Here is a 12,964-nt window from a genome sequence, read left to right as displayed (position 1 = left end):
CCCCTACTTTGCGTGGCTCCTTCCAGTTTCGCAAAACCCCACTTTACCGCCTCGCTGACTTCCATCATCATGCCCCTGTTTCAAAATCATAACGTTTCGGTGCGCACCTGTTTTTTTCCCTGCCCTATACTTTCAGTCAGACATCCGACTGGAGGTTTCTATGTGTGGACGTTTTGCACAAGCCCAAACCCGTGAAGAATATCTGGCTTACCTGGCCGATGAAGGCGATCGCGACATCGCATACGACCCTGAGCCTATTGGACGGTACAACGTCGCGCCCGGTACCAAAGTTCTGCTGCTGAGCGAACGAGACGAGCAACTGCATCTTGATCCGGTGCTGTGGTCATACGCGCCCGGGTGGTGGGATAAAGCACCTCTGTTAAACGCACGCGTCGAAACCGCGGCAACGAGCCGCATGTTCAAACCTCTCTGGCAGCATGGCCGGGCAATCTGCTTCGCCGACGGTTGGTTCGAATGGAAAAAGGAAGGCGACAAGAAACAGCCCTACTTCATTCACCGGGCAGATGGTCAGCCCATCTTCATGGCTGCGATCGGCAGTACGCCTTTCGAACGAGGTGATGAAGCAGAAGGTTTTCTGATAGTGACGGCTGCAGCCGACAAAGGCCTGGTGGATATTCATGACCGCATACCTCTTGTTCTGTCACCTGAAGCGGCGCGCGAGTGGATGCGTCAGGATATAGGAGGGAAAGAAGCTGAGGAGATAGCTTTAGATGGGTCTGTTTCAGCGGAAAAGTTTATCTGGCACGCTGTTACGCGTGCAGTGGGAAATGTCAAAAATCAGGGGCCAGAGCTGGTCGAGGCAGCCAGATGAAGAACATCAAGAAATCCATCACGGCCGCAACGAGTGGGGAGCGGACCTCATAAATTTTGAAATCAAACTTAATTATGTGTTGTTTCATTATCTATCACGAAGATATTTTAGCCCAAAGAAATGGCCTTTTTTCTTCTCAAGAATACCTAGATTTAAATCATAAAAAAACCATATTAGATCTGGCTTTTTTGGCTGTTCAAGGGAAGGATATTGTAATACGCCATCTGCATAAAGTTGAGAAATAAAATCAGGTTCATTTAACTTCGGGTCCAATGCATTAATTGTATTCTCACAATGAATCGCATAGGAGAATATTTCTAAGGTATGACCTGTAGTCATTACAGGGTTTAGCATGTAGGGCTGGTCATTCGGGATATCGCGCTCAAGATATCGGCGACGAATATCAAAAAATCGCTGTGCATCCTCGCTGTTATGATCGAAAACACTATGAGGAGCAATAGCGACTATAGTGAACGTGTCTTTTGATACATCAGCGAAGATAAGATAGTTGCTTCTTCCTTTTGGATTTTTGTTATTTTTAGGGGCAAAATGAAAGTGATATAATCCTTCCCTAAGTACAAGAGTGTCGATGTCTTTCCCCGCGTTTTTTGAGGATGCACCTGGTAAAATGACACCATGCGTCCTAACTCGTTCAGATAAATAGGGATTTAGATCATTTCCTTTTATAACTTTATCGAGAAATACTTTTATGTCAGGATGCATTTTTAAATAAATATTTAAGTCAATACCCATGGGGTAAAATGCTATGGTTCTTTTCCTTATGGGAATAGTTCTGATCTTCCAAGTGATATATTTTGAAATAATTGCTCTCGTCGGCATTCTTTCGAGTTCTTCGATCGCTTCTGGAGTATTAGGAACCTTCGGCAGTTCCTTAATCATCGTTTGCCTGAAACGCTTTATACTCAACGAATATTCTTCACTCATGTTTAATATTCTCTTTTTTATTAGTTACTCATTGATAACGATAACAACCTAAACGCATGTGAGGAAAATTTCAATTCAAAAACATCTCACTGATTACAAACTGGTTAGTACATTTTTTACGCTCGTTAACTTTTGGTACAAAGCGGACCAATGCGTCAGGGAAACTCATCGAACCGTTAGCAGATCCGAATATCTTGTCGTATACCGCGGCGAAAGCATGTCACGCTTCATCTGCCACTGCTGCTGTATGCCTTGGCCAGCAAAATAAAGGGTTCCCTTTCCATCTTTAGCGTTCAGGTGATCGAGCACTTCCATCAACCTTTCGCTACCAGCGCGCGGCGCATTCTCGTCGAAAAGGTTGAGTTGCGCCACACCTTGGCTAAAGAAGTCACCAAGCATGATTCCAGCTTTCTGGTACCGGTGCCCATCATTCCAGATTTTGTCCAAGCACTTTACAGCGGCGTTGATGATGTCGCGTGAATCTTGAGTGGGGGTAAGAAGCTTCATGGACGCGCTGTTACCGTAATACGGCTCGTTAAGCGCAAAGGGAGAGGTTTTCACGAACGCAGAGATAAAGCGGCAGTACTGATGTTCACCCCGCAGCTTTTCGGCCCCGCGCGCTGCGTAAGAGCATATCGCTTGCCTCATCTGTTCGTACTCTGTTACACGTTCGCCAAAGGACCGGCTACAGACAATTTCCTGCTTTGCTGGAGCAAACTCCTCCAGCTGTAAACATGGTTCGCCACGCAGCTCCCTGACCGTTCGCTCGAGTACCACGTTAAAGTGTTTACGGATAATCCATGTGCTTTGTTCTGAGAGATCCAGAGCCGTTTTGATGCCCATAGCGTTGAGCTTCTTGCTGATGCGCCTTCCAACACCCCATACGTCTTCTACAGGCACGATAGCCAACAAGCGACGCTGGCGGTCGATATTGGACAGGTCAACTACCCCGCCAGTCTGGCGCTGCCACTTCTTCGCGGCGTGATTGGCCAGCTTAGCGAGCGTTTTTGTCTGCGCAATTCCAACCCCAACCGTCAGGTGCGTACGCTTCAGAACCGTAGCGCGGATCTCCTTGCCGAACTCGGTAAGATCCCGGCAGTTGCGAACACCGGTCAGGTCGCAAAAGGCCTCGTCAATGCTGTAAATTTCTACTCTTGGGCTCATTTCTTCGAGCGTCGTCATTACACGGTTAGACATGTCAGCGTAAAGCTCGTAATTGCTGCTGAAGCAAACCACGCCAGCGCGCCGGAACAACTCCTTTTGCTTGAAGAATGGCTCCCCCATGGTGATTCCAGCGGCCTTGGCCTCGGCGCTGCGTGCAATTACACAGCCATCATTATTTGAGAGAACGACAACCGGCCGCCCTCTCAGGTCCGGTCTGAACACCGTCTCGCATGATGCGTAGAACGAATTCACATCACAGAGCGCAAACATATTCAGCTCGCAGATTTAACGATGAAAGTCACGACGCCGAACACATCGAGCGTGTCCTCGCTACCGACGATGATCGGTGAGTACGCGCTGTTCATTGGAATGAGCTGGACGGTCGGGCGCAGTTGCAATCGCTTAACAGTGAAATCCCCTTCCACCGCGGCAATGACAATATCACCGTGCTCAGCTGTGCGTGAGCTGTCCACCACCAGCAGATCGCCGTCACTGATCCCCGCCTCAATCATTGAGTCTCCGGCAGCTTTTACGAAATACGTCGAGCTGGGATGGGACACAAGCAACTCATTCAGATCGATACGCTGCTCAACGTAATCCGCGGCGGGGCTCGGGAACCCGCATTGCACTAAATCGCTGAAGAGCGGGATAGCAATAATTTCGCGTAACTCTGCTGGTCTGAAGAACTCCATGATGCATACCTCGAACACTGTTTTTATATACAGTAGTTTTAACTGAGATGCTGATCAAGATGCCCGCTCGTTTCTGCTTGCCTACTTCCTAGCCGCTTCGCTTCTAAACCTGTAACGCTATTGGTTTTTTGGTATTTGTAAATTTCGAAAGAAAGAGCGTCGATTGCTCACTTTGAATACTACATGAAGGGGTTTTCGTCTGAACCGACTGGGCGAATGGTATGCGTAACTACACCAACCAGGCGAACATCATCAAGCGCCTCGCCTTCGATGGCCTCGCCATCATCAGTAATGAGCGCGTCACCAGCCCAATACGCGTGCTGCTGGCGGCCGCAAAACCAGATTAGCAATGTGTCTCCACGCTTAGCCAGCAATGCGTTCTCAATAACATCATAGCCTTCCTGCGTTTCAACAACGCGTGCAGAAGGAGGGATAAATGGCTCTGTGGCCGAAACAAAGTCGGCGTAAATGTCTGCCGTGCGCTGCATAGTCACCTCACAAACCACTGTATACACATACAGTATTACTGATCGATGGTATCGATCAAGCGAAGCGATTGAACTGATTTATAAGTGGCGGTTGGTGCTGGGAATTTAGCTTTAAATCTTTCTAAACAGTCCGGGCAGTTAGAGTAGTGGTGGTTGTGGAATTAGCACCTTAACGGTTAACATTGCTGCAAGGGAGATATCATGTTCAATAAAATTTTTGTAGCTGCTGTTGCTCTTAGCTTTACTGCTCACGCAGACATGTACACTGATTTCAAAGGCGATGAATCAGCAGGAAGTTTTTACGGTGTCACCAATAAACTGATTCACATGAGACTTTCGCAGATTGATGATGAGGAAGCCAGTAAGACTATCATCATGTTTGGCGACTCCATAACCCAGGGACTCAATCCAAATGGGTTACATTTTGACTATGTTAATGCCGGTATCGGCGGAGATACCGTTCACGGCATTAAAGCACGGGTTAAGAACGAAGATTTAGGTAGATATCGGGCCGTTTTCATTGAGTCTGGCACCAATAATTTATTGATGGGTGAGATCGGATCGCAAGTTGGTGACGAGATAGTCGAGATGATTGAGTATGCAGCTCCTAAGTCGAAGAAGCTATATGTCTCTCAGGTCTTCGTGCCGAACAGGGATAAGATAACTCACATCGCAAAAGACGCTCCGCTTGCAGACTATAAAATAAAGCTGACCTGCGCGAAGTTTAAAAACTGCGTTGTAGTTCCACTCCCGGCTGGTGTCATAGGTGAGAATGGGATCAAGCCTGAATACTCGCTCCCAGACTCAACCCATCTTAATGGTAAGGCTTACGCCTTGTGGAAAGATGAGCTCAATAAAGCTATGGCTAGCTTCCCATATTCCGTGTATTACAAATACTTCAAGTAGGGGCCAAAGGCCCCTATTTTAATTCAGAAGCTGACCTTTAATCTTATCGACAAGATATGCAGAAGATGCGGGGGTAAGGTGTCCCCAGTCAGCGGCAGATAAGTCTTTCACCCCGTCACCGACCCTGGTTATACATCCCTGCTCGTTACACATCTCATTGAGGGCAGAAATGTACTTCACCCCATGAGGCTCAAGGCCAGATTTGAGCGCCTCATCCCATGCGAACATGCTTTTATCAAGTTCAAAGTCCATATATTTTGGCGGGTAAGTATGAAACTCATCCCAGTACTTCAGCATGACTGCAACAAGATTTTGTTTCCACTGTGGCACCGGACCGATAACAATGATTTTCGATTCCGGGGAAACCCGCTTTATACGATTTATGGTATCAAGAATACCCGCCACCGCTTCCTGCGGGATCTGGATTGAGTTAACACCTGTCATCATCCAGGTTATCACAACGCGCTGAGGCTTCATCGCTGCAACGATATCAAGCTTCTCCTGATTGACGGTAATCATGTCTTTTTTATTATCAGCCAGGGTGGCGTTACGGAAGAAAGGCGCACCATTTCCATCAGTAAACTGCTCGATAGAAAATTTGTGGTGATCACTCTTCTGAAGTGCAACGAGACCTGGATAAAGAGCGCCTGCGTAGGAGTCTCCCCACAGGAATATTTTGTTGTCCCCGTTCTCTGCGCACTTTTCGAGTCGCTGCTGCTGGCTCATCTCAATTGGCGACGAGTGACATACTCCGTTTCGCCAGACGTCCGGGATTTCAAAGAATGAATATACGTTTTTAATCTGGGTCAGATCATTAATTTTCCCGTCATAACGCGATGGCAGCCCTTCACTTTTATAAACCGAAGCACCGGAAATCATCACAACGCAGAAGGATGCCAGCAAAGCGTGACGGCGAACAAAGTTATGATCAAACCTTTTGTTTTTATCTCCGCGAAGGCGGTTCTCAACAAAGAAATAAGAGAGCCAGCCAAGTACGACTGATAAAACGATCCCTGTTAGCGCAGCAGGAATACCAGTTATCTCGTTCTGCAACATGTAAACCACAACTGGCCAGTGCCACAGATAGATTGAATACGATGTGGTCCCCAGGAACTGGCAAATGCGATTGTTCGTTAGCGGTGAGTTTTGCCTGTTTGCGGCCAGTATCATGCATGCACCTAACACTGGAACAATGGCAAGAAAACCAGGCCATGCAACCCTTTCGCTCATCCAGATGTATGAAGCGATCACCAGGATAAAGCCAGATGCTTCCGTAAAACGAGATCGTTTAGCTGTTAAGGATAGCGGGAACAGGCAGACAAGGCCGCCGGCTATCATTTCCCAAGCGCGCGCATGGATGAGATAAAAAGCTGAGCTTTGGTGTGCTGCGGGGGTTAAAACCGAAAACAGATAGGAGGCGGCACAGGTGATTAATAAACCTGCGCCTAAATTTTTGCGACCGACGGCTTTGACAATTCCCAGAATGATGAACGGATACAGCAGATAGAACTGCCATTCAACCGAAAGAGACCAGGTATGTAACAGCCATTTAGTGTGTGAGGATGCATCAAAGTAACCGGACTCGAGCCAGTAAACTCCATTCGATATGAAAAGCAAGCTGCCTATAACATGCTTGGCTAGTTGCATGAGCCCTATCGGGGATAATTTAAAAACACCGTAGATGAGCAGTCCTGCGCAGAGAAATGCCAGTGCCGGGATGATTCTGCGACCACGATCTAAATAAAAACCCCAGATGGAAAGTTTTCCGGCGTCATATCTTCCTACGACAATCCTGGTCATTAAATAACCGGATATAACGAAAAACACATCGACTCCAGCAAATCCACCACTAAGCCAGGATGCGTTGAAATGGAAGATCACAACAGCAAGGACCGCGAAAGCTCGCAGTCCATTGATATCATAACGAAAATTCATAGTTGAGGAGTGTTATAAAAATAAGTGTCTGTAATCTACCCTAACAACTGAGTTTCATAAAGCAGAAATATCTAATGGAATGCCCGCCAGAGCGGGCATCCATCACGAATTTATGGCTCGTATGACATAAGGTTGGCCTATGCCATGGACATACATATTTGGTAAGGGTGCCGACGTTGCGGTGAGGGTTATAGACAGGATGCCTACAGAAATAATAATGGTCTTATCAGGCATATATCTTATTCTGCAGTTGTAACAACCTGGAGATACAGTTGCCCCGATGGTAACAGCCGACTCGCCAGCCCTGGTTACTGTTAGCGCGCCGTTCAGAGTGTACCCAAATGATAGAAGGGCAGTCCCATCACTGGCCGCCCTCAACGAAAATGCAGTTCCGGTAGAGAATAAATTCAGGCTAGTAGAAAGCTCAGTTGACGGCATAAAAGGCACATAATTAAAAGAAACCTTGCCATTGATGTCATTCGCTGAGTTAGCCTCAACTCTCGGTACCAGTCCATACCCGCAAAGAGCAAAATCAGTTCCAGCACCACCCATTGAAGAATTGGTAATAATGCCAATAACATGCAGACCAGCATATAATTGACATTTCGGAGGGAAGAACACGGCTTCCCAGTCGATAGTTGCTAAGTTTCCGTTCCCCTGCTCTACAATTCCACCGAACTGATTTGTAGCAATCCCATTATCTGTGAAAGAAGAAAGCGTCCCGCTATTCCACTGGGTGCCATACATAGCAAGCACGGTATCGTCTGTGGGATTTTCGAGTAACACCGCCATGTTAATACCTGTGCTGGCCGACTGTCGGGTACCAATGATAACCCCACCGAAACGCTTGAAAGGTGTGTTCGTAGTTCTGTATTGCTTTGTCGCACCAATGTTGTCGAAGTAGGTTGCGTTTGCCAGGCCCTGCTTATCCCAGGCCTTTACAAGAGGCTTCGCATTGCAGAGGGGTATTGCAAGGTTTCGGCCTGACATGGAGTAAGCATCGCTTGAAGGGTGTGCACCGTCTGGAACCAGATCTATCGGAGCAATCATACGCGCTGTGCGCTGGTAATAGTGGTACTGATCAACAAGATCCACACTTAAATCACTAGCCACCTCTCGCATCACATTCACATATTTTTCAAGTCTCTTAGATTTTGTCTCGCCAATGATGGCAGCCTGACTATCAATATTTGTTGCAGGATTTATATTTGCAGTTACGAGAACTGGAACCTTGTTATATTTACGACAAATTCTTACAAACTCAGCAACATTAAGTCGATAGGTATTTAAGTCATTATTGAGTTGAGAATCATTAATGCAGTGGTTGCAATAAATAACAGAAGCTGATGTTCCTGAAATTCTCTGTTCAAATGTCATTCCACTGCCATCTGTGCCAGCCAACATTTGAGCCATAGTGGTTCCTTTGATTGCCCGGTTATTAACAGTTACCGCAACACCATAGAGATAGTTGAGCGTAGTCTGAAGAACTGTAGGCGGATCATTTGGGTCTCTCACTCCAACATTATTGGAAGTCGCCCCCCACATGGTCGAGTCACCAAAACAATCTATGGAAAACGTAGTGCCGTCGGCCAGGCGCTTGGAGAACTCCGCACACATTGGGTATTTTACGTAATTCCTCGACTCCAGTAATGCGCTCAAAGCATCCAGGTCAGATTGCTTCGCCGCCCCATTCACCAGATTGACGCCGCCAGGAGCAGCAAGCGCAGCCCTCAATGATGCGTCACCAACGCCAATCCACGCACCTGGTCCGATGCCACCGGTGCCTGCTGGCGTTGAGTTAGCAGGTACGACCTTCCCACCAGAAGCAAACGAACCGGTCCATTTGTAGTATTCGCCGTCGGCAGTGTTGAGCAGCACCTCGTTAGGGTTGTTGAGGGTCGCGCCGGTGGTAAATGTCTTCCCGGTCAGTATCACGTAACCGTACGCCGCCATTGCCTGCTGAGAAAGATAGTTCATTCCCTCAATGGTGTAGTGTTTTTGCCCAAAGCGATCGGTGTATGTCCAACCCATTGAGGTGACGTATTCGTCAATTTTCCCCGCGTTAAATTTCAGGTCGCGAGGTGATTCACTTGGAACAGGGAGATTGGTTGGTTGCGTAGCCATATTGATTCCATAAAAAAACCCGGCGCAGAGGCCGGGTTGGGGTGATCGGGATGGGTCTTATTGGTAAATCAGATCGCTATACTCAGCGAGGGTTAATGCGGTACTGCCCTTTCCGTCTGGCTGCTTGGCCGTGATAGTCCACTGCCCTGCATCTAGCTCCTGTGAGGTGGCGATGACGTACCGTGAAGGGGACTGGACGTCGACACCATCAAACAGGTTGAGATCGATATTCTGGATAGCAGCGGTAAAGCCGAACGCAGTATCAGCACGCGGAGACGCAGGGTATCTCGCTGTGGTGGCGCCGGATGAATCCGTGACCTGCACAAACATGGTTCCGGAGAAGTTGATGCGCTCATTCGTCTCGAAGTCATTCCCGACCCGCGACACGATATAACCGGCCTGCTGGTTGGTGTCGTATGTGTCTGGCACCTGAACCATATCACCAATGTTTACCCACTCTCCGTCAGCCATTGCCGTTACCTGCATGGTCATGCGGGAGTAGATAAGCCGCCTGCATTCCCTAAGCGCGCGCTCCGCCGCCTGGAACCTATTTCTGACGTAAAGCATTTCGAACTTTTTCGCTTTGGCCGGCGATCCTTCAATTATGGAATTTCCGGATATCCGGTACCGTACAAAGTCCTGCTTATTGGTGTCCGGGTTGCGGAACTGCACCTCTACACCGTCATAACCGCCCGGGAGCGTCATGTCGTAAGAAAGCGAATAACCATCTGGCTTTGTATTTGATCGGTTGAATATCGTGGCCGCAGATGTCTTTTTGCTGTCTCGGGTGAATGACAGCACGCCGTTGTCGTCGTAAACCGACACGCTGGCGGCATCGCAGATAGTCTCCATGCGCGAACCGAGCGACACATCCTCATCGTCAAAGGTGAAATCGAAATACCCCAGGCGCGGGTCGATAGCGTCTATTTGAGCCTGTATCTGGTACAGACCGTAAATATCAATGCTCGATTCCGGCTGCTGCCCGACCACCAGCCAGTTAAACAGCGCAATATCTGCAAACTTGCGCGATGGCCTGAGCGTGTAGTCGACCTGCTGCGTCGTCATGTTGTAGCTGATGACGTGGCGGGTGATTAACGCGTTGTACTTCCTGTCACGCCCGCTCGTGGCGTTCTCAGTGGCACGGACTTTCACCATTACCAGAGAATCTTCAGCGTGAACGACGTTTGTTCTGACGTTTACCGCATGAATCTCTTCGACCTGAAGTTTACTGGCATCGCTGCTGTTATCGGTCCGCTGGAAGGTGATCGCATAGCGCCCAAACCCAGCCGCCGGGGTGAGTTTGTCAGTCCGGTTAAACGTCTCCGACATATAGTCGTGTGGCGTCGTCTGCCGGTACGTAAACTTCTGCTCTGTTCCTGGGATCAGGTTGTTGTCATTGTCGACCTTCCAGATGTTGACCACCCAGTTCGTTTCGCTGTTCCCGCCGAGCCCGGACTGCGTATGCAGCCACAGCTGGCTTGATGGTATCGGCGAGAAGAACGGACCGACGATCAGCGCGGCGTTATCGTTCAGAATGAACTTGGTTGTGTTGATTGTGGCGTCCTGGATGGGGATGGATGGGCCATTCAGGTTGTCGAAAGTGAACGTGTAGTAATATTTCGGGTTAACAACAGCGCCGTCGTTCGTCTCAGCAAAGCTGACAAGACGCCCGGAAAGCGTGACGTCTTCAGTGCGGGTTCCGCCGGTGATCGGATACGTCACGTTGATAGTGAACGTGACCGGGTGCGGCAAAGTCAGGTCAGCGAAGTAGTCGAAGTCAGCCTGTTTAAGGATTTTCATCGCAATCTGCCCACCAGCATATACGCCGCTGATGACGGTGCTTGCTGTCGCAGTCTCGATCGGGAAATCGTCGCTTTCGTTAAGGCCTGGCACTTCCTGTCCGTCGACATCGTCGAACTGATAACCCTCATTCACTACCGGGATGACATCACCTGGCTGGTAAATGGTGTAGCTGGCCCCCGCCATCGAACCGAGATTCGACTCAGAGAAGCGCACTGACGTTACGTCGTATTTCCCCAGGCCAAATACCATCAGCTCAGTGATGTATTTCAGGTTGCTGATATATTCAAAGAGCGACTCCTGGGCCAGATCCGGGAAAGAGCGGACTTGGCCGAAATTGTCCGGCTTCGCCTCGCCATTGCGCGCGATGTTAGTCTGCCCCTTCAGGCTGTTATTCGGTGAGGTCTTACTGTTCCCACCGCCAGCATTCGTGTTTGGCTTCGGCATCAGCGAAGACAACACTTTTTGGGTGAACTTGATCGGGTTCAGATGCTCGAGCGGGTTTAGCAGAGTGCCGACAAGACCGCCACTTTTCGGCTGGTCGAAAATTATTACCCGGTCGTCGTCCTGAAGTGCAAACTCCAGCTCATCATCTGGTTGCAGTTCTTTGCCGTTAACGTTGATGCGAATATCGCGGTGAAAACTTTCCTGCTCAAGCCACTCGGAAAATAACGTGCCGGCTTTAACAATCGCCCGGTCCTTCGGCATACCCGGAATGCGCTGAATCTCGATTACCGGCATAGGTGTAAAACTCCACTCTGGTGAATAGCTTCTGAATTGTCCGGATGGCATCGAACCGGACGTGTCCATTTTCCCCGCGACTGTGCAGCGCACGGCCGTCAACAATCAGGCCGACATGCACAGGCTGGCTGCCAACCCAGGCGACGAAGATCCCGTCATCGGTGAACGTGTCAGCACGCCGCCAGAACACGACATCAGCGTCATAGCACGTCATGAAGTCGCGCCCTGATTCGTAATGCACCGTCTGGTGAATTTCGATCCCCAGAACGTGGCGGTAATAGAGGACCACCAGGCCCCAGCAGTCAGTAGCGTCAAAGCTGCAGGCGCGGTTACTCCAGTGGATGCCTTCAACCCGCGAGATGAAGTCGTCTTTAAGCATTCTGGAGTCCCGGGTATTCTTCGACTGTGTACAGCCGACCGACGTTACGATTGAGCGGGTTTACTCGCGTCAGGCTGCACGTTACGTCCTTGTCGTCCATCGAGCAGTCACTGACGTAGAGCGTCCACGACTTGATGGCAGTCGTCATGTCGGCTGCGTCAAATTGCTGGTACGTTGCCGAGATAGGCGTGATACGCGAATAGGCTTTCCACTGCTTGAGTTGCTGCTTGAAGTCCTGTGCCAGGCGGCCAAACTTGACGGTGCTGTCGAGGATCGGTGTGTTGCTCTGCTGGCTTTCTGTTAACTCCATGCGGCATGGTGTGTAGACCTGGCCGCCGAGCGTTTTAGGGAAAATCTGGTTATTAACGAGCCTGATATAGCCAAAGACCGGGCTGTAAAACGTGATGGTTTCGTACAGGATTCGGTTTGGCCTTCGGCTCTGAAATTCTCTGAGCGTTGGCATTATGGCACCTTAGGTAAGCTCTCCGGGTCGCGCCCGTCAGGATAGCCAGTGACAACGATATCCAGCCAGGAGGCCCACGGCGGAGGAAGCTCAATGATGATATCGTCAAACTCGTCATCTGAGTTAACCAGCTCGCGAGCAACAACATCACCGCTCCACGTGAAAATGGACCCTGACTGTGACCATGTCGGCCAGGAGAGAAAGTGTAATTCCTGCACCTCAACGCCGGTATCTCCGGTCCCGGTGCCGAGCGGCATCGTGAACCATTGATTGCAGTTGTCGAGGTAGTTCGGGCTGCGTAGCCACTGCATGAATGCCCGGTGCTGGTCCTGGGTGAATATCCACGTCAGCGAGACAGACGTCTTCAGATCGTCGGTTAATTTCTGGAATACCGGCGCGCCGACCGTCGGCTGGTCGACGCGAAACCCGGTATCTGTAGTGGGTGATTTCCCTTTCTGTGCCAAAGGCAGCCAGTCAGGGTACGGAATTGGCATG

12 protein-coding genes are annotated in these 12,964 nt (G+C 49.5%); 3 read left to right on the top strand and 9 right to left on the bottom strand.

The window, feature by feature from the left end; all coding sequences use genetic code 11:
* Positions 1 to 160: 160 nt before the first annotated feature.
* Positions 161 to 832, top strand: coding sequence for an SOS response-associated peptidase (locus tag UR289_RS05750; RefSeq protein WP_320709347.1), 672 nt, complete (start codon positions 161 to 163; stop codon positions 830 to 832).
* A gap of 87 nt (positions 833 to 919) precedes the next feature.
* Here UR289_RS05750 and UR289_RS05745 read toward each other — a convergent pair whose 3' ends face one another.
* From UR289_RS05745 to UR289_RS05735, 3 genes are all read right to left on the bottom strand, one after another.
* Positions 920 to 1,777, bottom strand: coding sequence for a hypothetical protein (locus tag UR289_RS05745; RefSeq protein ID WP_320709346.1), 858 nt, complete (start codon positions 1,775 to 1,777; stop codon positions 920 to 922).
* Between the two features lie 165 nt (positions 1,778 to 1,942).
* Positions 1,943 to 3,211: a Y-family DNA polymerase gene (locus UR289_RS05740; RefSeq protein ID WP_320709344.1), complete on the bottom strand. Its 1,269-nt coding sequence runs from the start codon at positions 3,209 to 3,211 to the stop codon at positions 1,943 to 1,945.
* 2 nt (positions 3,212 to 3,213) lie between these two features.
* Complete coding sequence (locus UR289_RS05735) at positions 3,214 to 3,633, bottom strand: translesion error-prone DNA polymerase V autoproteolytic subunit (RefSeq protein ID WP_320709343.1); 420 nt, start codon at positions 3,631 to 3,633, stop codon at positions 3,214 to 3,216.
* A 221-nt stretch (positions 3,634 to 3,854) separates the two neighbouring features.
* Between UR289_RS05735 and UR289_RS05730 the strand changes: the two genes are divergently transcribed.
* Both UR289_RS05730 and UR289_RS05725 read left to right on the top strand, forming a co-directional pair.
* Positions 3,855 to 3,980 carry a hypothetical protein gene (locus tag UR289_RS05730; RefSeq protein WP_320709342.1) on the top strand — a complete coding sequence of 42 codons (126 nt, stop codon included), beginning with the start codon at positions 3,855 to 3,857 and terminating at the stop codon, positions 3,978 to 3,980.
* Between the two features lie 342 nt (positions 3,981 to 4,322).
* Entirely contained in the window at positions 4,323 to 5,027 is a 705-nt protein-coding gene (locus UR289_RS05725) for an SGNH/GDSL hydrolase family protein (protein WP_320709340.1), read from the top strand.
* 18 nt (positions 5,028 to 5,045) lie between these two features.
* On the opposite strand, the gene UR289_RS05720 is transcribed toward UR289_RS05725, so the two are convergent.
* The 6 genes from UR289_RS05720 to UR289_RS05695 form a co-directional block, all read right to left on the bottom strand.
* The gene (locus tag UR289_RS05720) at positions 5,046 to 6,962 is read right to left on the bottom strand and encodes an acyltransferase family protein (protein ID WP_320709339.1); all 1,917 of its coding nucleotides are present in this window, start codon (positions 6,960 to 6,962) and stop codon (positions 5,046 to 5,048) included.
* Positions 6,963 to 7,064: 102 nt separating this feature from the next.
* On the bottom strand, positions 7,065 to 9,086 hold the full coding sequence (locus UR289_RS05715) for a GDSL-type esterase/lipase family protein (RefSeq protein WP_320709338.1): 2,022 nt from the start codon (positions 9,084 to 9,086) through the stop codon (positions 7,065 to 7,067).
* Positions 9,087 to 9,143: 57 nt separating this feature from the next.
* Positions 9,144 to 11,627 (bottom strand): host specificity factor TipJ family phage tail protein, encoded by a 2,484-nt coding sequence (locus UR289_RS05710; protein ID WP_320709336.1) that lies wholly within the window; start codon positions 11,625 to 11,627, stop codon positions 9,144 to 9,146.
* Positions 11,569 to 12,006 carry an NlpC/P60 family protein gene (locus UR289_RS05705; protein WP_320709334.1) on the bottom strand — a complete coding sequence of 146 codons (438 nt, stop codon included), beginning with the start codon at positions 12,004 to 12,006 and terminating at the stop codon, positions 11,569 to 11,571. Before UR289_RS05705 ends, UR289_RS05710 begins: the two co-directional genes overlap by 59 nt.
* Positions 11,999 to 12,469 carry a hypothetical protein gene (locus UR289_RS05700; RefSeq protein ID WP_045409750.1) on the bottom strand — a complete coding sequence of 157 codons (471 nt, stop codon included), beginning with the start codon at positions 12,467 to 12,469 and terminating at the stop codon, positions 11,999 to 12,001. The genes UR289_RS05705 and UR289_RS05700 overlap by 8 nt, the downstream gene beginning before the upstream one ends.
* On the bottom strand, positions 12,469 to 12,963 hold the full coding sequence (locus tag UR289_RS05695; protein WP_320709332.1) for a hypothetical protein: 495 nt from the start codon (positions 12,961 to 12,963) through the stop codon (positions 12,469 to 12,471). Before UR289_RS05695 ends, UR289_RS05700 begins: the two co-directional genes overlap by 1 nt.
* Position 12,964: the final 1 nt, after the last annotated feature.

Origin of the sequence: Enterobacter sp. 302C9 (assembly GCF_034106085.1) — a bacterium.
Lineage (GTDB): Bacteria > Pseudomonadota > Gammaproteobacteria > Enterobacterales > Enterobacteriaceae > Enterobacter > Enterobacter asburiae_B.
The sequence above is the reverse complement of the archived record's forward strand: the minus strand, read 5'-3'. Positions and strand labels throughout refer to the sequence as shown.